22 protein-coding genes are annotated in these 24,872 nt (G+C 68.8%); 8 read left to right on the top strand and 14 right to left on the bottom strand.

What is annotated here, in order from left to right:
• Window positions 1-99 precede the first annotated feature (99 nt).
• The 3 genes from TMO_RS21830 to TMO_RS21820 all read left to right on the top strand — a co-directional run bounded on the left by TMO_RS21830 (window position 100) and on the right by TMO_RS21820 (window position 3,607).
• On the top strand, window positions 100-1,872 hold the full coding sequence (locus tag TMO_RS21830) for an adenylate/guanylate cyclase domain-containing protein (protein ID WP_014752970.1): 1,773 nt from the start codon (window positions 100-102) through the stop codon (window positions 1,870-1,872).
• Window positions 1,873-1,884: 12 nt separating this feature from the next.
• Window positions 1,885-2,724 carry an AraC family transcriptional regulator gene (locus tag TMO_RS21825; RefSeq protein WP_014752969.1) on the top strand — a complete coding sequence of 280 codons (840 nt, stop codon included), beginning with the start codon at window positions 1,885-1,887 and terminating at the stop codon, window positions 2,722-2,724.
• A gap of 124 nt (window positions 2,725-2,848) precedes the next feature.
• Complete coding sequence (locus tag TMO_RS21820; RefSeq protein ID WP_014752968.1) at window positions 2,849-3,607, top strand: siderophore-interacting protein; 759 nt, start codon at window positions 2,849-2,851, stop codon at window positions 3,605-3,607.
• Between the two features lie 19 nt (window positions 3,608-3,626).
• On the opposite strand, the gene TMO_RS21815 is transcribed toward TMO_RS21820, so the two are convergent.
• Window positions 3,627-4,646, bottom strand: a complete 1,020-nt coding sequence (locus TMO_RS21815) for an NADP-dependent oxidoreductase (protein ID WP_041607333.1) — start codon at window positions 4,644-4,646, stop codon at window positions 3,627-3,629.
• An 89-nt stretch (window positions 4,647-4,735) separates the two neighbouring features.
• Here TMO_RS21815 and TMO_RS21810 point away from each other — a divergent pair, with 89 nt between their 5' ends.
• From TMO_RS21810 to TMO_RS21800, 3 genes are all read left to right on the top strand, one after another.
• On the top strand, window positions 4,736-5,284 hold the full coding sequence (locus TMO_RS21810; RefSeq protein WP_014752966.1) for a TetR/AcrR family transcriptional regulator: 549 nt from the start codon (window positions 4,736-4,738) through the stop codon (window positions 5,282-5,284).
• 123 nt (window positions 5,285-5,407) lie between these two features.
• A complete protein-coding gene (locus tag TMO_RS21805; RefSeq protein ID WP_014752965.1) occupies window positions 5,408-5,797 on the top strand; it encodes a DoxX family protein in 390 nt (129 codons plus the stop codon).
• Window positions 5,798-5,887: 90 nt separating this feature from the next.
• Window positions 5,888-6,325 (top strand): VOC family protein, encoded by a 438-nt coding sequence (locus tag TMO_RS21800; protein WP_014752964.1) that lies wholly within the window; start codon window positions 5,888-5,890, stop codon window positions 6,323-6,325.
• 10 nt (window positions 6,326-6,335) lie between these two features.
• On the opposite strand, the gene TMO_RS21795 is transcribed toward TMO_RS21800, so the two are convergent.
• The 4 genes from TMO_RS21795 to TMO_RS21780 form a co-directional block, all read right to left on the bottom strand.
• Window positions 6,336-7,070, bottom strand: coding sequence for a sulfite exporter TauE/SafE family protein (locus tag TMO_RS21795; protein ID WP_014752963.1), 735 nt, complete (start codon window positions 7,068-7,070; stop codon window positions 6,336-6,338).
• Window positions 7,071-7,161: 91 nt separating this feature from the next.
• Window positions 7,162-8,001 (bottom strand): ABC transporter permease, encoded by an 840-nt coding sequence (locus TMO_RS21790; RefSeq protein WP_145978358.1) that lies wholly within the window; start codon window positions 7,999-8,001, stop codon window positions 7,162-7,164.
• A 4-nt stretch (window positions 8,002-8,005) separates the two neighbouring features.
• Entirely contained in the window at window positions 8,006-8,845 is an 840-nt protein-coding gene (locus TMO_RS21785; protein WP_014752961.1) for an ABC transporter ATP-binding protein, read from the bottom strand.
• 37 nt (window positions 8,846-8,882) lie between these two features.
• Window positions 8,883-9,935: an ABC transporter substrate-binding protein gene (locus TMO_RS21780; protein ID WP_014752960.1), complete on the bottom strand. Its 1,053-nt coding sequence runs from the start codon at window positions 9,933-9,935 to the stop codon at window positions 8,883-8,885.
• Between the two features lie 187 nt (window positions 9,936-10,122).
• Between TMO_RS21780 and TMO_RS21775 the strand changes: the two genes are divergently transcribed.
• A complete protein-coding gene (locus tag TMO_RS21775) occupies window positions 10,123-10,818 on the top strand; it encodes a cysteine hydrolase (protein ID WP_014752959.1) in 696 nt (231 codons plus the stop codon).
• Between the two features lie 60 nt (window positions 10,819-10,878).
• Here TMO_RS21775 and TMO_RS21770 read toward each other — a convergent pair whose 3' ends face one another.
• The 9 genes from TMO_RS21770 to TMO_RS21730 all read right to left on the bottom strand — a co-directional run bounded on the left by TMO_RS21770 (window position 10,879) and on the right by TMO_RS21730 (window position 22,898).
• Entirely contained in the window at window positions 10,879-11,484 is a 606-nt protein-coding gene (locus TMO_RS21770; protein ID WP_014752958.1) for a TetR/AcrR family transcriptional regulator, read from the bottom strand.
• Window positions 11,485-11,537: 53 nt separating this feature from the next.
• Window positions 11,538-12,689, bottom strand: coding sequence for a CynX/NimT family MFS transporter (locus tag TMO_RS21765; RefSeq protein ID WP_014752957.1), 1,152 nt, complete (start codon window positions 12,687-12,689; stop codon window positions 11,538-11,540).
• A 206-nt stretch (window positions 12,690-12,895) separates the two neighbouring features.
• Window positions 12,896-15,073, bottom strand: a complete 2,178-nt coding sequence (locus TMO_RS21760) for a xanthine dehydrogenase family protein molybdopterin-binding subunit (RefSeq protein ID WP_014752956.1) — start codon at window positions 15,071-15,073, stop codon at window positions 12,896-12,898.
• A 17-nt stretch (window positions 15,074-15,090) separates the two neighbouring features.
• Entirely contained in the window at window positions 15,091-15,549 is a 459-nt protein-coding gene (locus tag TMO_RS21755) for a (2Fe-2S)-binding protein (protein WP_014752955.1), read from the bottom strand.
• 317 nt (window positions 15,550-15,866) lie between these two features.
• A complete protein-coding gene (gene lpdA, locus TMO_RS21750) occupies window positions 15,867-17,264 on the bottom strand; it encodes a dihydrolipoyl dehydrogenase (RefSeq protein ID WP_014752954.1) in 1,398 nt (465 codons plus the stop codon).
• A 4-nt stretch (window positions 17,265-17,268) separates the two neighbouring features.
• The gene (locus TMO_RS21745) at window positions 17,269-18,621 is read right to left on the bottom strand and encodes a dihydrolipoamide acetyltransferase family protein (RefSeq protein WP_014752953.1); all 1,353 of its coding nucleotides are present in this window, start codon (window positions 18,619-18,621) and stop codon (window positions 17,269-17,271) included.
• Window positions 18,622-18,624: 3 nt separating this feature from the next.
• Window positions 18,625-19,638 carry an alpha-ketoacid dehydrogenase subunit beta gene (locus TMO_RS21740; RefSeq protein ID WP_014752952.1) on the bottom strand — a complete coding sequence of 338 codons (1,014 nt, stop codon included), beginning with the start codon at window positions 19,636-19,638 and terminating at the stop codon, window positions 18,625-18,627.
• Window positions 19,639-19,642: 4 nt separating this feature from the next.
• Complete coding sequence (locus TMO_RS21735) at window positions 19,643-20,875, bottom strand: 3-methyl-2-oxobutanoate dehydrogenase (2-methylpropanoyl-transferring) subunit alpha (RefSeq protein WP_014752951.1); 1,233 nt, start codon at window positions 20,873-20,875, stop codon at window positions 19,643-19,645.
• A 406-nt stretch (window positions 20,876-21,281) separates the two neighbouring features.
• Window positions 21,282-22,898, bottom strand: coding sequence for a sensor domain-containing diguanylate cyclase (locus TMO_RS21730; protein WP_014752950.1), 1,617 nt, complete (start codon window positions 22,896-22,898; stop codon window positions 21,282-21,284).
• A gap of 304 nt (window positions 22,899-23,202) precedes the next feature.
• Between TMO_RS21730 and TMO_RS21725 the strand changes: the two genes are divergently transcribed.
• The gene (locus TMO_RS21725) at window positions 23,203-24,870 is read left to right on the top strand and encodes an AMP-binding protein (RefSeq protein ID WP_014752949.1); all 1,668 of its coding nucleotides are present in this window, start codon (window positions 23,203-23,205) and stop codon (window positions 24,868-24,870) included.
• Window positions 24,871-24,872: the final 2 nt, after the last annotated feature.

Raw genomic sequence — 24,872 nt, 5'->3', positions numbered from 1 at the left:
CGCATATCTTTCCCGTGGTCTGCTGGCCGATGGGCGTTGGGCCGATGGTGGGCTGGCCGATGGGCGCGCAGGGATGCCGGGGCCGGCGATGGTGGCGCCATGCGGCCGCCCGCGCCGGTTCTGGCCCGGCTGCGCATCATATCGGGCATCATCCTCTTCCTCTATGCAAGCTGTCACTTTCTGACCCACGCTTCGGGCATCCTGACGGCGCCGGCCATGGAGGCGACCAGCCGGGTGCTGCTGGTGCCCTGGAAGGGCTGGATCGGCCATACCGCGCTTTATGGCGCCTTCACCGTGCATGCGGCGCTGGGGCTGCACGCCCTGTGGCGGCGGCGGCATCTGCGCATGTCGGCGGTGGAAGCCTGGCAGCTGGGGCTGGGGCTGCTGATCCCGCTGATCGTGATCCGCCATGCCGTCAGCGTGCGGCTGGGCGAGATGCTCTATGGGCTGGACGACAGCTATTGGCGGCTGCTCGCCGGCTATTGGCTGCCCGAGGCCGGCATCAACCTGTTTCTGCAACTGCTTCTGCTGGTCGTGGTCTGGGTGCATGGCTGCATCGGGCTCTACCGCTGGCTGCGGTTCAAGACCTGGTTCATGGCAAGGTCGCATCTGCTGCTGGTCGCCGCCTGCCTGGTGCCGGTGCTGGCGGTGATCGGCATCGCCATCGCCGGGGCGGATATCCAGGCCCGCGCCGCCGCAGGCGACCCCGAACTTGCCCGGATGACCGCGGTCGCACCCGAGGTGGCGGCGGCGGCCCGCGCAGGCCTTGGCCCCTGGGTCGAATGCCTGACCGGCGCCTGGGTGCTGCTGGTCGGCGGGGTTCTGGCCGGGCGGCTGCTGCGCGACGGCCATGCCCGGCATTTCCGCGCGGTGCGCATCCGCTATGCCGGCCCGGCCGCCGCCGATGGCGGCGAGACCGTGGTGACGGTGCCGCGGGGCTGGAGCGTGCTGGAAGCCAGCCTCAGCGCCCGCATCCCCCATGCCGCGATCTGCGGCGGCCAGGGGCGCTGTTCCACCTGCCGGGTGCGGGTGCTGGACGGCCGCGACCAGCTGCCGCCGCCCCGGGCGGTTGAGGCGGAGATGCTGCGCCGGATCCGGGCGCCCGGGGATGTGCGCCTGGCCTGCCAGCTCAGGCCGCCGAGCGATCTGACCGTGCAGCCGCTGATCCCCCCCGGTGCCCGCTTCACCGGAGCCATGGTCGAGGATCGCACCGGCGCCGCCGGGCTGGTCGGCCATGCCCGCGAGGCCATGGTGGTGGCGCTGTTCACCGATCTGCGCGCCTCCACCCGGCTTGCCGCCGAACGCACCGCCTATGACGCGCTCTATCTGATCGAGCGCTATGTCGATGTGGTGACCGAGGCGGTCACCGCCGCCGGCGGCCGGGTGACCGGCATCGCCGGCGACGGGGTAATGAGCGTGTTCGGCGGCACCGGGCCGGTGGACGACGTGCCGGCCACCTGCCGGGCGGCGCTGGCCGCGGCGGCGGCGATCTGGGATGGGGTGGAAGCGCTGTCGGCCGAACTGCGGCATGAGCTGGATGCGCCACTTCGTATCGGAATTGGCGTACATCTTGGCCCTTCGGTTGTGGGCACCACCGGCGTGACCGCCCCGCGGCCGATCCAGTTTCTGGGCGATACCGGCAATGTCGCGGCCCGGCTGGAAGAGGCGACCAAGGCCGAGCGCTGCACGCTGATCCTGTCGGAGGCGACGGTGGCGGGGGTGGTGGCCGGCGGCCGGGGCCCGGGACCGGCCGAGTTGGGGCGGATCGGTCATCGGGTGCTGGACATCCGCGGCCGCGGCGGTGCGATCGCGGTCAGGATCGTGGCGACGCGGGCCGAGCTGGATGTGATCCGCGGCCACCGGCCCGGCTGAGCGGAGACGGCGATGCCCTTCTACCGTTTCGATCATGCGCCCGACCCCGTCGAGAAGGCCGGATTCTCGCCCGAAGAGGTGCCGCGGGCGATCACCGCCATCGGCGCCGACCTGGTGGCCGGGATGGGGCTTAAGGAAATGGGCGTCCATTTTCATCGCAAGGCCCAGCTGATCTTCACCCTGCGGGGCATCGTGCGCTGCGAGGCCGATGACGGGGTGTGGATCGTGCCGCCGCGCTGTGCCGTCTGGATTCCCGGCGGCATGCCCCACAGCGCAGCGCTCAGCGGTGCGGTGGAGATCTATTGCCTGTTCGTCGACCCCGATGCCGCGCCGGCCCTGCCCGCCGGCTGCTGCACGGTGGCGGTCTCACCACTGCTGGAACAGCTGCTGCGGCACGCGGCCCACATGCCGGTGATGTATGACGAAGACGGGCCCGACGGCCGGATCGCGACCGTGCTGCTGGACCAGCTGGCCCGGGCACCGGTGGAGCAGCTGAATTTTCCCATGCCGCAGGATCCGCGGCTGCGCCGTATCGCGGCCGCGCTGATGGCCGATCCGGCCGACCGTGCGACGATCGAGGCCTGGGGCAAGCGCATGGCCGCCGCCCCGCGCACGCTGACCCGGGCGCTGACGCGCGAAACCGGGCTGAGCTTCGGCCGCTGGCGCCAGCAGCTGCATATCCTGATCGCGCTGCAACGGCTGGATCAGGGCGCCGCCGTGCAAAGCGTGGCGCAGGAGCTTGGCTATGAAAGCGCCGGCGCCTTCGTGACCATGTTCCGCAAGGCGCTGGGCAAGCCGCCGGCACGCTATCTGGCCGAGCGGCGGCGGCAGGATGGGAACGGTGCGGATTGACCGGATATCGCAAGATTTTGTCTGTTTGAACGAATGTGGTCAGCGCCGGGGCTGCCTATCTTGCCTCTGACGCCAAGATCGGCGCCCGACGCCAAGATCGACGCCCGACCACAGGAGCCCTGCCATGACCTCGACCTTCGAACCGCGCACCGATGCCGTACCGCAGCCCGGCCGGATCGCCCGCACCCTGCAGAGCTGGTTCATGCGCCCGGCACGGGTCGCCGCGGTGGAGACGCTGTCGCCGCACTTCCGGCTGATCACGCTGGAGGGGACGGCGCTGAAGGATGTCGCCTGGACCATCGGCCAGAAGCTGCAGGTGGCGATGGGAACCGGCATGACCGCCCGGACCTATACCCCGATTTTCTGGGATGCCGCCGCCGGGCGGACACAGCTGCTGGCCTATCTTCACGACCAGGATGCGGCGTCGGGCGCGGCACCGGGCAGCCGCTGGGCGGCCGCTTTGACGGCCGGCGCCGGGTGCCACGTCTTCGGCCCGCGCCGCTCGCTGGATCTGACGGGCGCCGGGGGGCCGGTGGTGGTGTTCGGCGACGAGACATCGTTCGCGCTCGCAGCCTCGCTCGGCGCCGAAGGCGATGCCGAAGGACATCTGTTCGAAGTGACGGACGTGGCCGCATCCCGGCTGGTGCTGGCGCGCATGGGGCTCAACGGCGCGCGGGTGATCGGCCGGCAGGCCGGGGACACCCATCTGGCGGTGGCGGAGGCCGAACTGACCCGCCTCGCCGCCCGGCGGGTCCGCTTCGCGCTGACCGGCAAGGCCTCGTCGATCCAGCGGATGAGCCGGGCCTTGAAGACGATCGGCGTGCCCGCGGCACGGATCCGCGCCAAGGCCTATTGGGCACCGGGCAAGACCGGGCTGGATTGAGCCGCGCGCACCCGGCGGGTCAGTCGACGGTGAGCACGATCTTGCCCTGAATGTGGCCGCGCTCCGCACGCTCATGCGCCTTGTGGACATCTGCCAGGGGATATGTGCTGTCGATGACCGCGCGGATACGGCCGTCGCTCAGCAGCGGCGCCAGCTGCCGCAGCTGGGCACCGCTGGAGCGGACCTGGGTGGCGGAGACGGTGATGCCCTGCCGCGCGGCCTCTGCCGCCCCGTCGAAGCCCAAAGGGAAGATCGGGAACAGGGCGCCGCCGGGCTTCAGGGTCTTGAGAAACCGACCGGTGGCCGGCCCGCCCACGGCATCGACCACCAGATCGAGATCCCGGACGACATCTTCCGGCGGGGTCGCGCGGTAGTCGATGACCTGATCGGCACCCAGATCGCGAAGCAGCGCCTTGTGCCGGGCGGAGGCGACCGCAATCGCCTGCGCCCCCTTCAGCTTCGCGATCTGAAGGGCGAAATGCCCGACGCCCCCGGCGGCACCGTTGATCAGCACCCGGCGGCCGTCGAGCGACACCGGCTCATGGCGGGCGGGCTGAAGCGGGTTCGGCTCGTCATGGCCTTGATCGACCAGAAACTGCCAGGCGGTGAGCAGCGACATCGGCGCGGCCGCGGCCTGGACATGGTCGATGCCCGCCGGCCCGGGGGCGAGCTGGGCGGCCGGCACGCTGACATACTGCGCATAACCGTTGCTGCCGCCGAAGACACCCTCGGGGAAGCGGACCAGCGCATAGACCACATCGCCGGCGGCGAAGCCGGTGACGCCCTCGCCGAGACCTGCGACCACACCCGAAATATCCGTGCCGGGGATGATCGGGACGCCGCCCGCGGGACGCCATTCTGGCGGCAGGGCGCGATAGCCGTCGCGCAGATACCAGTCGGGCGGGTTGAGCCCCACCGCATGCACCCGCACCAGCGCCTCACCCGGGCCCGGGCGGGGGCGCGGGACGTCTTCGTAAACCAGAACCTCGGGACCGCCGAAACGGTGGATCCTGACCGCTTTCATCATCTCGCCCGGCATCGCTTTCTCCATGATGGCATCTGTGCTATTAAATACGGAGCAGTGCACCGGTTATATCCGGATCGGTGCTCCGTTTTTCAAGAGGCCGAATGAGAGCCGACGCACGGAAAAACTACGATCAGCTCCTGGCCGTGGCGCGCCAGGTGATCGCCGAAGAAGGCGCCGAGGCGTCGCTGCGCGACATCGCCCGCCGGGCCGGCGTCGGCCTCGGCACGCTTTACCGCCACTTCCCGACCCGCGAGGCGCTGCTCGACGCGCTGCTGCGGAACGGCTTCGACGCGCTGGCCAGGCGGGCGGCAGAGCTTGAAGCCCGGGAGGATCAGGGCGCGGCCCTCGCCACCTGGCTGCGCGAAGCGGTGGCGATGACCCATGACTACCGGGGCGCCATCGCGCTGATGGTGGCGGCGATCGGCGATGAGAACTCGGCGCTGCACGGGTCCTGCACGGGGCTGCGCGCAGCCGGCACACGGCTGCTGCACCGCGCGCAGGCGGCGGGTGCCGCCCGGGCCGATATGGACGGCAACGACCTCTTCGCCCTGATCAGCGCGCTGGCCTGGCTGGCCGACCAGCCGCCGCTGGTGCCGCGTGCCGATCATCTGTTCGACATCATCACCGGGGCCATTCTGACGCGCCAATAGACACGGAATGCGGGGCTGTGGCGAAGGCCACTGCGGCAGGCGCATGTCCGGCGCAGGATGCGGGCGACGCGGCACATCGCCGCAGCACGCGACCGCGCACCCCTCCCTCCCCGGAGACATCGGATGGAAAAACTGCTCAAGCCCTTCCAGCCCCAGGCCTATGCGCTGCTGCGCATCGTGACCGGCTTCCTGTTCCTGTGGCACGGCACCCAGAAGCTGTTCGGCCTGCCGCCGGCGGGCTACGCCCTGCCCGACTGGATCGTCTATATCGCCGGGCCGATCGAGCTGGTCGGCGGCGCGCTGGTGATGATCGGCCTGTTCACCACCCCGGCCGCCTTTCTGTGCAGCGGCATGGCGGCGGCGGCCTATTGGGTGGGGCATGCCAATGGCGGGCTGCTGCCGATCGTGAACAAGGGCGAGCTGGCGGCGCTTTACGCCTTCGTCTTCCTGTTCATCGCGACGGCAGGCTCAGGGATCTGGAGCATCGATCGGCTGCGCGCCAAGGCCGGCTGACGCCGGACGGCCAAGGGTCTATGGTGAAGGCGGGCGCCACCCCTGGCACCCGCCTTCACCTGTTCAAGACTGCCGGAAGGACCGTTTCCCGTGCGCTACCTGCACAGCATGATCCGCGTCCGCGACCTCGACGCCGCCCTCACCTTCTTCTGCGACCAGCTGGGGCTGAAGGAAGTGCGGCGGCGGGACTCCGAGGCGGGGCGCTTCACCCTGATCTTCCTTGCCGCCCCGGACGACGTCACCGGTCCCGATCAGACCGCGCCGCTGATCGAGCTGACATATAACTGGGATCCGGAAGACTATGGCACCGCGCGCAATTTCGGCCACCTGGCCTTCGCGGTCGACGACATCTATGCCACCTGCCAGAGGCTGATGGAGGCGGGCGTGACCATCAACCGCCCGCCCCGCGACGGCTACATGGCCTTCGTGCGCTCCCCCGATCTGATCTCGGTGGAACTGCTGCAGAAGGGCGAACCGCTGCCCAAGGCCGAGCCCTGGGCGTCGATGCCGAATACTGGCGTATGGTGAGCGGGGCGGTTCAGATCACCTGCTTCACCAGCAGCAGCCCGGCGGCCGCGGCCGACAGCGCCAGCACCAGCCAGCGCATGGCATTACGCGGCAGCCGGGCCGCCAGCGGCCCAGAGACCCAGAACCCTGCCGCCAGCGGCAGGGCCAGCCAGGCGCCCAGCGCCAGATCATGCAGGCCGAAGCGGCCGACGGCCGCAAGCGCGCCGATCGAGATCAGCGTGCCGGCGACCAGATAGGCGCCGATCGTGGCGCGCAGCGCGGCCGCATCGGCATTCTGATAGACCAGCGCGATCGGCGGCGTGCCGACCGAGGTGATCGTGCCCATGAAGCCCGAGACCAGGCCGGCGGCAAACAGCTTGCCCGGCGAGGGCACGATGCGCCGGCCGCGGAGCGAGACGGTGACGCTGATCGCGACACCGCCCAGGATCACCAGCGCAAAGACGATCGAGAGGTCGCGGACCGGCAGGATGCCGATCAGCGTGGCGGCGGCGATCGAGGTGGGCAGACGGCCCGCCAGCGCGAAGCCCAGCCCCTTCGGATCCAGCGCCGCCCGCTCGCGCGTCACCGCCAGCACGGCGACCATCAGCCCCAGCAGCAGCATCGGCCCCGGCAGCAGTTCGGGCATCAGGATCGCCATCACCGGTGCCGCGACCATGCCGAAACCGATCCCGCCGGTACCCTGCAGGCAGGCCGCCACGGCGATCACCGCGCCCGCGATCAGCCAGTCCTGCGTGAAGAACGGCATGAACGCCTCCTTCTGTTTTTGAATTTTGAATACTGTATACGATTTTGACCAAAAGACGAGGGGCTTGTCCGGCAGGCCGGACGCAAGCCCCTCAATGCCCGGCACCGCCCCGCATCAGCCGGGCCTCGGCCAGCTGGATGGCCAGATAGATCAGCAGCGACAGCACGGCCAGGATCACGATCGCGGCCATGACCATGTCCATGCGGAAGATCTGGCTGCCATAGACGATCAGATAGCCGAGGCCGGCATTGGCGGACTGGAACTCGCCCACGATCACGCCCACCAGGGCGAGGCCCGCATTGGCCTTCAGCGTGGCGATGAAGGTGGCGAGATTGGCCGGCAGCACCACCTTGCGCAGGATCTGCGACCGGCTGGCGCCCAGCGTGCGGACCAGCTTGATCTTGTTGGGATCGGTCTGCACGAAGCCGGTATACATCATCAGGATGGTGATGAAGACGGCGACCGCGACGGCCACCGCATAGATCGACTGGGTGGGGCCCAGCCAGATGTAGAAGATCGGCACCAGCGCGATCTTGGGCAGGGCGTTGGCGACCACCAGAAAGGGATCCAGCACCTTCTGCACCATCGGCCAGGACCAGAGTGCCAGCGCCGCGGCGGTGCCGATGATCATGGAAAGCGCGAAGGCGGCGATGGTCTCGATCACCGTGACGCCGACATGCAGCCCCAGATCCCCTTCCTCGATCAGCACCAGGAAACCCTGCCAGACCGCGCTCGGATGGCTGGTCAGCATCGGGTTGACCAGGCCAAGGCGGGGGGCCGCTTCCCAGAGCGCCAGCACCGCCACCACCAGCAGCACCCGCCAGCCGAGCACGGCGATCCGCTCCCGCCGCCGCGCCGCCGCCCAAGCCCGGTATTCGGCGCTGGCTGCCGCTGCGGCGGCCGGGCTGCCCTTCACGGCGTCACTCTGCATGGCCTCACTCCGCATGAACCTCAAGCTCCTCCCAGACCAGGTTGAAAAGATGGGGAAATTCCGGGGTCTCGCGCACCGCCATCGCCCGCGGGCGCGTGCCGCCGGCGCTGGGGAAGGCGATGTCGTGAATGGCCCGGATCCGCCCGGGCCGGCGGCTCAGCACCACCACCCGGTCGGCCATGGAGATGGCTTCCGGGATGTCGTGGGTGACCAGGATCGCGGTCTTGCCCTCACGCCGGATGATGTCGGCGATCTCGTCGGCCAGCATCAGCCGGGTCTGGAAATCGAGCGCCGAGAACGGCTCGTCGAGCAGCAGGATGTCGGGCTCCAGACACATGGTCCGGGCCAGCGCCGCGCGCTGGCGCATGCCGCCCGACAGCTGGCCGGGCTTGTGGTGCATGAACTCGCCCAGGCCATAGCGGGTGAGCAGCGCCTCGGCCCGGCGCCGGGCGGCCGCCATGTCGCCGCCCTGAAGTTCAGGCCCGAGCAGGGTGTTTTCCAGGATCGTGCGCCACTCGAACAGCGTGTCCTGCTGGAGCATGAACCCCACCCGCCGGCCGGGGCCGGTGACCGGCACGCCGTCGATCGCCACCGTACCGCTGCCCGGCGGCACGAGCCCTGCAAGGAGCGAGAGCAGCGTGCTCTTGCCACAGCCCGACTGGCCGACGATGGCGACGAATTCCCCCGGGCGGATGTCGAGATCGATCCCCCGCAGCGCCTCGGTCTCGCCGCGCGGGCTGAAATAGCGCAGGCCGACATTGCGGAACGAGATCCGTGGCGGCACCTCCGCCGCCACGGTGGCCAGATCCGGAGAGGCCCGATCCAGGACGGAGCCGATGGTCATAGTCTGTCTCCCCAAGATGAATGATGCATCGCCCGGATCACTTCGCGGCGACCGCCTTGGGCGCGGCCTCGGCGAAGCGGGTCGCCACCACGTCCTCATAGGCGACGCGCGCCTCGGGCTTCAGAATGCCGGCCTCGGTCAGCAGGGTCTGGAGGCCGTCGATCGCCGCCGGCTCGACCAGCGGCGACGTCTTCCAGATGCCCGCGGTACGGTGACGAACCACGCTCTCGGCCAGCAGCCCCTGGTCGACGCCCGGGAAATAGGGCGCGAGCACGCCCGCCACCTCGGCCGGATCGGCGCTCGCCGTCCAGGCGAGGCCGCGGGCGATGGCATCGGTCCAGCCCTGGATGATGTCGGGATGCTGCGCGATGAAGGGGTCGGTCGCGACAAAGACCGTGTAGTCGATCCGGCCGACGGCGCCGCCGACATTGGCGAGCGCCTTGGCCTTGCCCTCGGCCTCGATCCGCGAGACGTCGGGCTCAAAGAAGGTGCCGTAATCGGCGATGCCGGCCATGAAGGCGCCGACCCTGGCCGGAATGGCGGTGTTGGTGACCAGCGTGACGTCCGTTTCGGGGTCGAGCCCGGCCTTGCGCAGCGCCGCCTCCATGAACAGCGCCGGCGCACTGCCTTTGCGCCAGGACATGATCGTGGCGCCTTTGAGCGCCGACCAGTCGAAGCTGCCATCGGCCGCCGCCCCTGCCGTGCCTTCGCGCCCCATCAGGAACGAGCCGTCGGTGGCCGTCAGGCCCGAGAAGATCTTCGTCTTCACCGGCGAACGGCCGCCCGCGATATAGACTGCGGTTTCAGGCCCCACCAGCACGACATCGGCCGAGCCCGAGAGCAGCGCCGCCGTCGCCTTGTCGCTGCCCTGCGAGACCGCGAAATCGACCTTGATGCCCTCTTCCGCGAAGAAGCCCTTGCCGTCGGCGGCATAGAGCGGCGCGTAGAACAGCGAGTGGATCGGCTCCATGAAGCTGACCCGGGTCAGCTCTTCGGCCGCTGCCGGCTGCGCCGCCACCATCGTGGCCAGCATCGCGCCCAGCACCGCCGCCACAGCGCCCCTCTGCCGATCTCCGATCCGGTTGATCATCCGTCCCCCATTCCCCTGACCCGGCCTCCGCCTGCGGAGGCATGTGATGTGCCTGGGAAGCGGTGAATGCAAACCGCGGGCCAGAACGCCGTTGCTCGCCTACTGTCTACTGTATACGATTTTACCTGCCCCCGAAGACCGGGTCCGGCCCAGAGTTGCGGACCAAAACTGCACAAGGTTTAATCAGATGCACGAATATGTGATGCCGGATTGGGCGATGGCGCGGATCATGGCCCGCCAGGGGGCACCGCTGGTCCATCATCGCCTGCCCGCGCGCGAAACCGCGCTGGTGGTGGTGGACCTTCAGATCTGGTTCATGGAGCCGGGCATGCCGGCGGAGGTGCCGGCGGCCCGCGCGATCGTGCCCAATGTCAACCGGCTGGCGGCGGCGCTGCGCGCGGCCGGGGGAACGGTGGTGTGGATCCGCACCCTTTACACCGATCAGGCCCTGGCCGAGATCCCGCATTTTCACCGGGTGCTGATGCGGCCGGAGCGCATGCAGGCGCGATCGGCCGCCCTGGCCGAAACCGCACGCCCCTCCTTCCTCTGGCCCGAGCTGGATGTGCAGCCGGAAGATCTGGTGGTGGGCAAAACCCGCTACAGCGCCTTCATCCAGGGCGCATCGGATCTGGATGCGGCATTGAAGGCCCGCGGTATCACCGCGGTCGCGGTGGCCGGCACCATGACCAATGTCTGCTGCGACAGCACGGCGCGCGATGCGATGATGCTGAACTACCGCACCACCATGGTGGCGGATGCCAATGCCAGCCTGACGGCCGAAGAACATTGCGGCGCGCTGACCAATTTCGCCCTGCAGTTCGGCGACGTGACCACGACGGACGAGATGGTGGCCCGCTGGCAGGCGGAGGCGGCGGCGGCCTGAGGGGGGAGACGGCGGCGACCGACCGGGCGGCAGGGCCGCCGCCTTCTGGCCCGGCCGCCGTCAGCCCTGATCGATGGCGAGGGCCCGGCGATAGAACCTGGTGATCAGAGCGATCAGCTGCGCCCGGCTCAGCGGTGTCTTCGCGGCGAGACTGTCATCAACCGCGCCGTGCAGGGCGTCGAACAGCATCACCGCGACCATGCGCGGGTGATCGATCGTCCAGGCCCCCGCCTGCGCCCCCTGCTCCAGGAGCGTCGCCAGGCGGAGGATCACGAGATTGTCGGCCTTCATGGCCCGATCGGCCGGCGCGTGCTGATGAAACACCAGATCATGCCGCGCCACGCTGTCGAGCCAGGCGTTCACGCAGGTCCTGACCCAGATATCGATGCGACCGGACCAGTCCCGATCCCCGGCGGCCAGGGCCAGGTCCAGCTTTTCACAGAACCCCTCGATAAATCTGGTGCGGAGGGCGTCCAGGACATCGTCCTTGGTCTTGAAGTACAGATAGAAGGTGCCTTTGGCGACATCGGCTTCCGCAACGATCTCCCCCACGCTCGTCGCGGCAAACCCCTTCCTCAGAAACAGGGACTCCGCCGCATCCATCAACTCGTCGCGACGGATTTCCGCCGGCTTGGTTCTTGGCCGCTTGTCGGCTGCCCCGGTCATTTACCGCCCCCTTCAGGTCGTTTTCGCAGTGATAGCCCATCCGCCGGCGGGTTTCATCTGCCGTCCGCGCCGATGACATGATCGCGACCGCCGCGCAGCCCCGCAAACCCGTTGAAGACGAGCAGGCCGAGCAGGACACCGATCGGCCAGGCCCAGCCGCCGCTCCAGCCATGCAGCGCCGCGGCCATGACCGGCCCCGTGGCGGCGATCAGATAGCCGAAGCTCTGCACCATGCCCGAGAGCTGCATCATGCCGAGATGGTCGGCGGTCCGCCTGGCATAGAGGACGCCGGGGATGCCCTGGCCCGCCCCCATGCCGAGCCCGAGGATGACCGACCAGACGACCCCGGTTTCCGCTGGCGCCAGAAGAACGCCGGCGAGACCGGTGATGCAGAGCGCGATACAGACGAGGATATGACCGCGGTGATCATCCCGGCGCGCGGCGAGCGTCGGCCCGAAGAAGCCGCCAGCGGCCACCGCCAGGATGCAGAGGGCGAGATAGAGGCCGGCCGTGGCGGGGGACACCCCCTTGTCGACATAGATCGCCGGCAGCCAGGCCAGGACCACATAGAAGACGAGGCACTGGATGCCGAAGAAGCAGACCAGACTCCAGGCGGTGGGGTGTCTCAGCAGCCAGTGCCAGCGCTGCCCCGCCCCACTGGAACCGGCGGGCGAACGGGGCGTGCCAAGCAGGGGAATCAGCATCGCCAGCGCGATGGCGGCGGGCACTGCGGCGCCTGCCAGCGCGATCGGCCAGCTGTCGCCCGCGGCATGATAGATCGGGACCGCCAGCGCGGCCATGATGCCGCCACCCCCGCCCATCATCATGGCATAGACCCCCATCATCACCCCGATCCGGGGGCCGCCGAAATTGCGGCGCACGAAGACCGGCGTCAGCACGTTCAGCGCCGCGACGCCCAGGCTGGCGATGACGGTGCCCGCCAGCAGGCCGGTCATCCCGCAGGACCGGATCAGGATCCCGGCGGTCAGGATCGCCATGGCCGCGAACAGGGCACGCGCCTCGCCCAGCCGCCGCCCTGCCACGGCGCCGAGGGGCGCGAACAGGCCCATGCATAGCGGCGGAAAGGCGGTGAGCGCGCCGGCAGTCAACGGGTCGAGCGACATATAGGGCAGGAGCGGCCCGACCCCGCCGAAAACGATGCGGAGGTTCAGGCAGACCAGGACGAAAGCGATCGTGATCGCCACCCGCCCCGGGGCTCCGGGGCCTGTGGCAGGTTCGGCTATGTGCATCATACGGCATCCATCCCTGATGACCCTCTCGCCCGGCGAGCTGCCGCCGGTTTGCCTCCCCTGTCTATATTATGACTGACGGTCAGTCAATTGTGATGGAAAGAAGCGGCGGCGGCTTCGGCAGCCGCCGCCGATCAGGGATCAGATGGGCCGGGCCGGCCTCACGCGCGCTTCAGCGCCGCCGGATCGATCGGCAGGCGGCGGAGGCGTTTGCCGGTGGCGGCGAAGATGGCGTTGGTGACGGCGGGGGAGACCGCGGCGGTGGCGGTTTCGCCGATGCCGCCCGGGGCCTCGCTGCTGTCGATCAGATGGGTTTCGACCACCGGCACCTCGTCGATGCGCATCGGCAGGTAGGTGTCGAAATTGCCCTGCGCCACCCGGCCATCGGTGATGGTGATCTCGCCATGAAGTGCCGCCGTCAGGCCAAAGATCGCGCCGCCTTCCATCTGGGCGCGGATCTGATCGGGGTTGACCGCGCGGCCGCAATCCACCGCCGCAACCAGGCGATGGACCCGCACCCCGCCATCGGCCGCGACCTTCACCTCTGCGACCATCGCCAGATAACTGCCGAAGGCGTATTGAAGCGCGACGCCGCGGCCATGGCCGGCCGGTAGCGCCCCGCCCCAGCCGGCAGCCTCGGCGGCACGGTCGAGCACAGCGCGGGCACGCGGATTGGCGTCGAGCAGGCTGCGGCGATAAGCGACCGGATCGGCGCCGGCAGCTGCCGCCAGCTCGTCGATGAAGCTTTCGACCACGAAGATGTTGTGGGTGGGGCCGACACCCCGCCACCAGCTGGTCGGCACATGGCGCGGTTCGACCCGCTGGAACTCCACCCGGATCGCCGGGAAGGCATAGGGCGGTTCGGCCGCACCCTCGACACCATCGGGGTCGACGCCGTTGACGACGGCGGCGGGGGCGAAGCGGGCCATGATCGACGAGCCCGAGACCCGATGCGTCCAGGCCACCGGACGGCCGTCGGCACCGAGACCGGCCTGCAACCGATCGTAGTAATAGGGCCGGTACATATCGTGGCGGATGTCTTCCTCCCGGCTCCACACCACCTTGACCGGGCCCGAAACCTGGCGGGCGATCTTCACCGCATGGGCGATGCCGTCCGCTTCCAGCCGCCGGCCGAAACCGCCGCCGATCAGATGGTTGTGGATCGTGACCTTCTCGGCCGGGATGCCCAGAATGCCCGCCGCCACCGCCTGGGCGATGCCGGGGATCTGGGTGCCGACCCAGATGTCGCAGGCGCCGTCATGGACATGCACGGTGCAGTTCATCGGCTCCAGCGCCGCATGGGCGAGGAAAGGCAGTTCATAAACCGCCTCCAGCCGCTGCGCCGCCCCTGCCAGCGCCTGATCCACCCCGCCCTCGTCGCGGGCCACGGCGCCGGGGCGGCGCGAGGCGGCGTCCAGATCGGCGCGCAGATCGGCCATGCTGACGCCGCCATGCTCGCCGTCCTGCCAGCGGATCGCGGCCGCCTCCAGCCCCTTATGGGCCGCCCACCAATGGTCGGCGATCACGGCCACGGCCTCGTCGGTCGTCACCACCTGATGCACGCCGCGCACGGCCTTCGCCGCCGCCTCGTCCAGCCCGGCGGGGCGGCCGCCGAAGACCGGGGCGATGGCGATGGCGGCGATCTTCATGCCCGGCAGCCGGGCATCGATGCCGAAAGCGGCCCGACCGTTCACCTTGTCGGGTGTGTCCAGCCGGTGGAGCGGCTGGCCGATCAGGCGGAAATCGGCGGGATCCTTCAGCCGCACGGTCGCCGCATCGGGCACCGGCAGCCGGGCGGCATCATCGACCAGCTCGCCATAGCCGAAGCTGCGCCCACCTGCGGCATCATGCACCCGGCCATCGCGCGCGGTGCAGCCGGCGGGATCCACGCCCCAGCGCGCGGCGGCGGCCTGAACCAGCAGGGTGCGGGCCACGGCACCCGCCTGGCGCAGCGGCTGCCACATCGCCCGGATCGTGGTCGACCCGCCGGTGACCTGGCCGCCGAGCAGCGGGTTGGTATAGGCCGGACCGGCCGGCGCATGTTCCAGCCGGACCTGATCCAGGCCGATCTCCAGCTCTTCGGCGATCAGCATGGCCTGGCCCTGATAGACGCCCTGGCCCATTTCGACCATCGGCATCACCAGGGTGGCGATGCCCTGATGATCGATGCGGATGAAGGCATTGGGGGCAAAGCGCGCCGTATCGGCAGAAGCGGCGGCGGCATCGGCCGGGCGGATGCCCAAAGGCAGGGTCAGCGACACGACCAGTCCGCCGGTCACGGCGGCACCGGCCGTCAGGAAGCTGCGCCGGGTCATACCGGTCGTCGTGATATTGATCATCGGATCGCGCTCCCCGCTCAGACCGCGCCGGCGGCGCGATGGATGGCCGCACGGATGCGGGGATAGGTGCCGCAGCGGCAGACATTGCCCGACATGGCGCCGTCGATCTCGGCATCGGACGGCTTGGGTGTTTCCGTCAACAGGGCCGCGGCTGACATCAACTGCCCCGACTGGCAATAGCCGCATTGCGGCACGTCCAGCGCCACCCAGGCCGCCTGCAGCGCCGGGCCGACCGGCAGGGTCTCCAGCGCCTCGATGGTGGTGATCGGCGCCTCGCCCACCGCCTCCACGGGCGTGATGCAGGACCGGATCGGCTGGCCGTCCATATGCACCGTGCAGGCCCCGCAGAGTGCTGCACCGCAGCCGAATTTGGTGCCGGTCATCCCCAGCACGTCGCGCAGCACCCAAAGCAACGGCGTGTCGCCGTCGACGTCCACCTGATGGCGGGCGCCGTTGATCGTGATGTCGAAGGCCATGGCTCTTGTCCCCGTTCCGCCTGTTTGTCGTCTCACCTCCGTCCCGCGCCCATGTCCTTGAGGTTATTGCGCCGCCAGGCGGCGGATGCGGGTCCGGTAGATGAAGAAGATGGCGCGCCGGCACCAGAGGATTAGGGGCGATTTTCCGATCGGCTTTATGACCGTGGTTCATTAATCCCGGTGAGATGCCTCACAAGAGGGGCCCATCACAGACCGGAACGACGACGGCCACGCCCCCAAGGGGAGCGTGGCCGCGATGTGGTCGCCGGCGTGGCCCGGCCGAATATACAGGGCGTGGCCCGGTCAGATATGCCCGGTCAGATATGCAGGGCGTGGCCCAGGCCCTTGAGCGCCGCCTCCTGGAAGGCCTCGCCCTGGGTGGGGTGGGCGTGGATGGTGCCGGCGATGTCTTCCAGACGCGCGCCCATTTCGATGGCGAGCGCAAAGGCGGCGGAGAGTTCCGAGACGCCCTGGCCGGTGGCCTGGATGCCCAGCACCAGATTGTTGTCGGCGCGGAAGACCACCCGCACGAAGCCCTGCTCGCCCAGTTTCGTCATCGCGCGGCCATTAGCCGTGAACGGGAACTGGGCGGTCTTGACCTCGGTGCCCAACCGCTTCGCCTCGTCGGGCGAGAGGCCGGCGGTCACGATTTCGGGGTCGGTGAAGCAGACCGCCGGGATGCAGCGCTTGTCCCAGACCCGGTTATGGCCGGCGATGATCTCGGCGACCATCTCGCCCTGGGCCATGGCGCGATGAGCCAGCATCGGCTCTCCGGTGACGTCGCCGATGGCATAGATGCCGCGCATCGAGGTCTGGCAGCGCTCGCCCACCGAGATGAAGGGCCCCTGCATGTCGAGCACCAGTTCCTCCATCCCCCAGCCGCGCGTGGCCGGGCGGCGGCCGACGGTGACCAGGATCTTGTCGGCCGGCAGGGTGATCTCGTCCCCGTTTTGGGTTTCGACCACCAGCCCGTCGCCGCCGCGCGACAGGCCGCGCGCCTTCGCACCGGTCAGCACCTCTACGCCCAGCTCTTCCAGCCGCTTCGCGGCAGGCCGGGTCAGCTCGGCATCATAGAGCGGCAGGATGCGCGACTGGCTTTCGACCACCGTCACCTTCGCGCCCAGCTTCGCATAGGCGGTGCCGAGTTCGAGGCCGATATAGCCGGCGCCGACCACCACGAAGCGCTCCGGCACCGAGGTGAGCGCCAGCGCCTCGGTCGACGAGATCACCCGGTCGCCGAAGGGCAGGAAGGGCAGCTCGACCGGCTCGGAGCCCGTGGCGATGACCACCGCTTCGGCCCTGATCACCTGAAGCCCGGTTTCGGTTTCGACCTCGACCGTCTTGCCGTCGCGGAAACGGGCATGGCCCTGAACCACCTTGACCCGCGCCTTCTTGAGCAGGCCCGACACGCCGCCGGTCAGCCGGCCGACGATCTGGTCCTTCCAGGCGACGGTGCGGGCCAGATCGATCTTCGGCGCCGTGGCGGTGATGCCGAGCGGCGATTGGCCCTCGGCCATATGCACCAGCTTCTCGAACTCCTCGGCCGCGTGGATCAGCGCCTTGGAGGGGATGCAGCCGACATTCAGGCAGGTGCCGCCCGGCTTTTTCGCCTCGACGATCACGGTGTCGACGCCCAGCTGGCCGGCACGGATCGCGCAGACATAACCGCCCGGGCCGGCGCCGATCACCAGCAGCTTGCAGGAAATATCCTTCATCGTCTCAGCCCTCGATGAAGATGGTCGCCGGGGTTTCCAGCAGCGACTTGATGCGCTGGACGAAAACGGCGGCATCCCAGCCGTCGATCACGCGATGATCGAAACTGGACGACAGGTTCATCATCTTCCGCGGCACGAAGGCCGACCCGTCCCAGACCGGGCGGACCATCATCTTGTTGACGCCCACGATCGCGACTTCCGGATGGTTGATCACCGGGGTGGTGACCACGCCGCCCAGCGCGCCGAGCGAGGTGATGGTGATGGTGGAGCCGGTCAGCTCTTCGCGCGTCGCGGTGCCGTTCTTGGCCGCCTCGGCCAGGCGCGAGAGTTCCGCGGCGCAGGCCCAGAGATCGCGGGCCTCGGTATGCTTCACCACCGGCACGACCAGGCCCGTGGGGGTCTGGGCCGCGACGCCGATATGCACGCCGCCATGCTGGTGGATGACACCCGCCTGGTCGTCATAGCGCGAATTCAGCCGCGGCTGTTCGGCGATCGCCTTCACCATCGCCCGCATCAGGAAGGGCAGGATGGTGAGCTTGGGCCGGTCGGTCCGCTTTTCGGCGTTCAGCTTGCCGCGCAGCTCTTCGAGTGCCGTGACGTCCACCTCCTCCACATAGGTGATGTGGGGGATGCGCGACTTCGACAGCGCCATCTGCTCGGCGATGCGCCGGCGCAGGCCGACCACCTTGATTTCGCTGACGCTGGTATCGGCCACCAGCCCGCCGGCGGCGGGGCGCTGGTCCTTGCCGGCGAAGAAGCGATCGAGGTCTTCATGGGTGATGCGGCCGGCCGGACCGGTGCCGCGCACCTGGCGCAGATCCACCCCGGCCTCGCGCGCCCGGTGGCGCACGGCGGGAGAGGCGATCGGCTTTTCATGCTCCCCCCGGGGGGCGCCCGGGGCCATGGCGACCGTGCCGGCACCCGCGCCGGAACTGGTAATCGGGGGCTTCGCAGCCGGCTGCGGCTTGGGCACGGTCTTCAGTTCCGGCGCCGGCTCCGCCGCCTGGGCCGGGGCGGCCGGCGGGGCGCCGTCATCCTCGTCCGCAGGCTGGGCCGCGGCGGGCTTCGACGCAGCAGCGGCGGGCGCTGCCGCACCGGCGGCGACATTGCCCTCGCCTTCCACCTCCAGCCGGATCAGGGGCGCGCCGACGCTGACCACGTCGCCGATTTCGGCGCCCAGCCACAGCACCTTGCCATCGGCCGGCGAGGGGATTTCGACGGTCGCCTTGTCGGTCATCACCGCGGCCAGGACCGCGTCCTCACGGACGATCTGGCCGACCTCGATATGCCATTCGACCAGCTCGGCCTCGGCGATGCCTTCGCCGACATCGGGCATCTTGATGATATGCTCGCCCATGGGTCAGCTCTCCAGGATCTCTTGAAGGGCACGGCCGACACGCGCGGGGCCGGGGAAATAGTCCCATTCCTGGGCATGCGGATAGGGCGTGTCCCAGCCGGCGATGCGGGTGACCGGCGCCTCCAGATGATGGAAGCAGTTCTCCTGCACCAGGGCGGTGAGTTCCGCGCCATAGCCCGAGGTCAGCGTGGCCTCGTGCACCACCAGGCAGCGCCCGTTCTTGCGCACCGAGGCGGTGATGGTGTCGAGGTCGAGCGGCACCAGCGTGCGCAGATCGATGATTTCGGCATCGATGCCGGCATCGGCCGCGGCCGCCTGCGCGACATAGACCATGGTGCCGTAGGCGAGCACGGTGACGGCGGAGCCGGGGCGGACGATATTGGCCTTGCCGAGCGGCACGGAGTAATGGCCGGCCGGCACCTCGCCCGCCTCGTGCTTCGACCAGGGGGTCACCGGCCGGTCGTGATGGCCGTCGAAGGGGCCGTTATAGAGCCGCTTCGGCTCAAGGAAGATCACCGGATCGGGATCTTCCAGGGCCGAGATCAGCAGGCCCTTGGCGTCGTGCGGGCTGCACGGCACCACCACCTTCAACCCGCAGACATGGGTGAAGAGGGCTTCCACGCTCTGGCTGTGGGTCTGGCCGCCGAAAATGCCGCCGCCGGTGGGCATGCGGATCACCAGCGGGCAGGTGAAATCACCATTGGAGCGATAGCGGATGCGCGCCGCTTCCTGGGTGATCTGGTCATAGGCCGGGTACATGTAGTCGGCGAACTGGATCTCGACACAGGGGCGCAGGCCATAGGCGGCCATGCCGATCGCCGTGCCGACGATGCCGCTTTCGCTGATCGGCGCGTCGAAGCAGCGGGTCCGGCCGTATTTCTGCTGCAGGCCCTGGGTGCAGCGGAAGACGCCGCCGAAATAGCCGACATCCTCGCCATAGACCACCACCCGGTCGTCGCGGCCCATCATCACGTCGAGCGCGTCGCGGATGGCCTCGATCATCGTCATGCGTGGCATGGGTTCAGACTCCCGCCTGCTGGCGCTGCCGGCGCAGATGGGCCGGCATCTCGGCGAAGACGCCGTCGAACATGTCGCGGGCCGAAGGCTTGGCGCCCGCGTGCAGCGTGCCGTGGCTTTCGGCTTCCTTCTGGGCGGCGATCACCGTGTCCAGGATTTCGGCCTCGGTCTGCTTGTGGCGGTCTTCCGACCAGACGCCGCGGGTGATCAGATGGTTCTTGAGCCGGATCACCGGATCGCCCAGCGGCCAGGCGGTGCTTTCAGCCTTGGGACGATAGGCCGAAGGGTCGTCGGACGTGGAATGCGCGCCGACACGATAGGTGACGTATTCGATCAGCGTCGGGCCCAGATTGCGCCGCGCCCGCTCCGCCGCCCATTTGGCGACGGCGTGGACCGCCAGATAGTCGTTGCCGTCGACACGCAGCGACGGGATGCCGAAGCCCAGACCGCGCGCGGCGAAAGTGCCCGATCCGCCGCGGGCGATGCCCTGGAAGGTAGAAATGGCCCACTGATTGTTGACCACGTTCAGCACCACCGGCGCCTTGTAGGTGGAGGCGAAGACCAGGGCGGCGTGGAAATCGCTCTCGGCGGTGGAGCCGTCGCCGATCCAGGCCGCGGCGATCTTGGTGTCGTTGCGGATGGCCGAGGCCATCGCCCAGCCCACCGCCTGCACGAACTGGGTGGCGAGGTTGCCCGAGATGGTGAAGAAACCGTGCTCGCGCGAGGAATACATCACCGGCAGCTGCCGGCCCTTCAGCGGGTCGCGGGCATTCGAATAGATCTGACACATCATGTCGACCATCGAATAGCCGCCGGCGATCAGCAGCCCCGCTTGACGATAGGTAGGGAAGTTCATGTCGCCGTCGACCAGCGCCTTGCGGAAGGCGCAGCTGACCGCCTCCTCGCCCAGATGCTGCATATAGAACGAGGTCTTGCCCTGGCGCTGGGCGATGAGCATGCGCGCATCGAAGGCGCGCAGCGTCATCATGTGGCGCAGCCCGTCGAGCAGCTCGTCATCGGTAAGCGCGCCGGCCCAGGGGCCGACGGCTTCGCCATTGCGGTTCAGCACGCGGATGATCGAGAAGGCGAGGTCGCGCATCTGCTCCGGATCGGCATCGACCTCGGGTCTGGGCACGGCCCCGGCTTTGGGAATCTTGACGGTCGAGAAGTCGGGGGTGTCGCCCGGCCGGACCGCCGGCTCGGGTACATGCAGACTAAGGTGTTCGGATGTGGACATCAGCGTCGATCTTCCCAGACGAGGATGGCATCCCAGACGAAGATGGGGCGCTCCGAGTGGCCAAACTATGACAGCGAAACATCCGGGCTGTCATCCCCACTCTTTACACCGTGAGTGGCGGCGGCCTGCCGGCGCCTGCAACCCTGAAGACATTCACTCCACCGGTTCCGGTACCCGCGGCGCGAGTTGCACTGCACCTAAAACGGTTCCGTGCGCCGCAGGGTCATAAAATTACCGAATGACATCTTGGCCGCAAAAATTTCGTCATGAATTGAACGGGGTCGGAATCCCGGCCCCGGAAGGCGACATGCGGCCGCGCGCGTAAAAAAATTTCGCGGACTGGCCGGAGGCGTCACGCGGGGCCCCTCTCGGTGACGAGATCGGCCAGGGTCGACGCGACGGATGCTCAGCCGTGCAGCCGCGGGCTGCCGGCCGCCACCACCCGGTTGCGGCCGGCGCGCTTGGCCTCGTAGAGCATTTCGTCGGCAAGGCGCAGGGCGGCGCCGATATCGGTCGCGTCTTCGGGCAACACGGCCACACCGGCCGAGACCGTCACATGGCCCGCCGGATCGATCCGTTCCCGCGCCACCGCCTTGCGCAGACGCTCGGCCACGGCGACCGCCGCCGCGGATGACAGGCCCGGCAGCAGCAGCAGGAATTCCTCGCCGCCGGTGCGACAGACGAGATCGGTGTCGCGCGCGGTCTGCCGCAGGATCAGGCCCACCCGGCGCAGCACCGCATCGCCGACCTCGTGCCCCCAGCTGTCGTTGACCTGCTTGAAATGGTCGATATCGACCGCGATCGCAGCAAAGGGCCGGGCCTCGGCCCGCCACAGCTCCAGGACATCATCCATGCCGCGGCGGTTGATCAGCCCGGTCAAGGGGTCGGTGCGGGCATCGCGGTCCAGCCGGCCGATGCGCGCCTGAAGCAGGCCGATGCCGATCAGCATCGCCCGCTTGATCTGCCGCGCCTCCACATACCACGACCGCACCCGCTGGATCCGGTCGGCGGTGCCGGGGGCGTCCATCTGGCGGGCGCCTTCGGCCAGCTGGCCCAGAGGCCGGGAAATCGCCCGGGCGAACCACCAGATCGCGACCAGGGTGACGACCGCTGCCGGCGCGCTGTTGGCCGCCACCCGCCACATCAGCCCTTCGAGCGGCGCCAGCGTTACCGCAAGCGGCCGCTGCGCCACCACCCCCCAGCCGGTGGCCGGCACCGGGGCATAGCCCGCCAGCATGGCGACACCGCGGCTGTTGACCACTTCGCCGCTGCCGCTGACGCCGGTGATCGCGGCTTCGATCACCGGGTTGCCGGACACCACTTCACCGATCCGCGCCGGATCCGGGTGATAAAGCAGCGCGCGCCCCTGGTCGGCGACATACAGATACGAACCGTCGTCATAGTGATGCGTGCCCAGAAGCACGTTCAGGATGTTGCGTTCGCGCAGATAGATCGTGCCGCCGATATAGCCCAGATAGCGGCCGTCTGCCGTGAAGACCGGCTGCGAAATCACCACCAGCATATTGCCGGTGATCGCCATATAAGGCTGGCTGACCAGTGGCCGGCGCTGGTCCAGCGCCTCGCGCGCCGCCAGCGAGCGCAGATAGCGCCCCTTGATCTGCAGCGCCTCGGGCGAGGTGGCGCGCACGATCGCCCCGGCATCGACGATGGCGACCGAGTTGAAGCTGTGGGTCTGCAGCCGCAGACGTTCGGCCTCGTCGAGCAGCAGGTTTTCATTGTCGAAATCGCGGGCGACGATCCCCGCGCTGTAGGCCAGCTGCTGCTGGGCCTCTTCGATGAAATTCTGCGCGGCTTCGGCCAGCTTGGCGGCGTAGGCGTGGTTGGCCTTCAGCGTGGTGTCGATCAACACCTGGCGCTGGACCAGATAACTGGAATAGAAGCCGTTGGCCAGCAGCACCCCTGCCGCCGCCACCGCCAGGGCGACGATCATCCGCTGCAGATCGACGCGGAACAGCAGCCGGGCCAGGCTGCGCCGTCGGGGAAGCGGATGGATCTGGGGCATGGCGGCCGGACCTCGTTGTCGTCACGCATCGTCAGGCGTGATCCAAGGGGGGAGGAACCGCCGTGGGGCACTCTAACCCAGACATGTCAGCGACGGTTTCGCAAATTTCGCATGGCCCCGGTTGCGCCACGGGAAGCGGTTGATTCTGAAAACGATTTCAGCGCGCAATGCGGGATCATCCCCCTGACCGACGGCCGCGGGCACCAAAGCGGCACGGCTGTCGATTCAGTTATTGAATAGATCTATTGATTTATGCACCATCATCCCGACGGCACCGTTCAAGAGCTGCCGCATGGGAGGAAACATGCCGGACCACACGCGCCTTCAGGGCCGCGCAGACTGCGTGCTGCCCGATCTGTTGGATCGCCGCGCCGCGGACACGCCCGATGCCGCCTTCGTCGCCTTTCCCGATCGCCGGGGCGGGGCCGACAGCCAGGTCTGGAGCTACGCGGAAATGCGCGACCGGGTGCGCGCCATGGCCGCAGCCCTTCAGGCGCTCGGCGTGAAGCCCCACGACCGGGTGGTGGTCTGGCTGCCCAATGGCGGCTTGTGTCTCACCGCCTGGTTCGCGATCAACTATGCTGGCGCGATCTATGTGCCGATCAACACCGCCTATAAGGGCGGCATTCTGGAGCATGTGATCCAGGTGTCGGAGGCGCGGCTGGTGATCACCATCGCGGCACTGGCGGATCGTCTGGTCGGGATCGACACCAGCGCCGTCGACCGGGTGGTCGTGGCCGATACGGCAGACGCAGCCACGGCCGCGGCGCGGCTGCCCGCCGCAGACGGGATCACCTGGCTGGGTGGCGATGCGCTGGAAAGCACCACCGCCCCCGCCCCGCTCGCCGAGCCGGTGGAACCCTGGGACACCCAGTCGATCATCTACACTTCGGGTACCACCGGCCCGTCCAAGGGTGTGCTGTCGAGCTACGCCCATCTGCACGCCATGGGCACGGCGCTGGCGTCGGATCCGCGGCGGGTGCCGTTCCTGGGCGCCGGCGACCGGTTCATGGTCAATCTGCCGCTGTTCCATGTCGGCGGCACGGCGCCGGTCTATGCCATGCTGGCACTCGGCGGCTCCATCGCCCTGGTCGAGGGCTTCGACACCAGGAGCTTCTGGCCGGCGGTCCGGCAGAGCGGCACCACCTGCGTCATCCTGTTGGGGGTGATGGCGGCCTTCCTGCTGAAGGACCGGGACGAGGGCGCGGCAGAAGACAGCCCCCTCGCGCATGTCATCGCCATCCCGCTGACCGAAGAGGCCATCGCCTTCCGCAGGCGCTTCGGCGTGACGCTGCATACCCTGTTCAATATGAGCGAGGTCTCCTGCCCGCTGATCGCCGAGGAAAACCCCGAGGTGGTGGCCAGCTGCGGCCGGCCCCGCGACGGGGTGGAGGTGCGGCTGGTCGATGCCCATGACCGGGCGGTCGAGCCGGGCGAAGTGGGTGAGCTGGTGATCCGCACCGACCTGCCCTGGCAGATGAACCACGGCTATTCGGGCAATCCGGAGGCGACCGCCGCCGCCTGGCGCAATGGCTGGTTCCACACCGGCGATGCCTTCCGGGTGGATGATCAGGGCAACTGGTTCTTCGTCGACCGCTTCAAGGATTCGATCCGCCGCCGCGGCGAGAACGTCTCATCCTTCGAGGTCGAGGCCGAAATCTGCGGCCATCCGGCCGTGCGCGAAGCGGCCGTGGTCGCCGTGCCCGCCGCCGACAGCGAGGACGAGATCCTGGTTGCGGTGTCGCTGGCCGAGGGCGCCAGCCTGGATCCGGCGGCGCTGATCGAGCATCTGCGCCCGCGCATGGCGCACTTCATGATCCCCCGTTATGTCCGTATGCTTGCGGACCTGCCCAAGACGCCCACGAACAAGGTCGAAAAGTACCTGATCCGCAAGGCGGGCGTCACGGCAGACACATGGGACCGCGAGGCCGCCGGCATCGTGGTGAAACGCGACAAGATCGGGCACAGCTGACA

The sequence above is a fragment of the Tistrella mobilis KA081020-065 genome, assembly GCF_000264455.2.
Taxonomy (GTDB): Bacteria; Pseudomonadota; Alphaproteobacteria; order Tistrellales; family Tistrellaceae; genus Tistrella; species Tistrella mobilis.
This window is presented reverse-complemented; position numbering and strand designations above follow the sequence as displayed.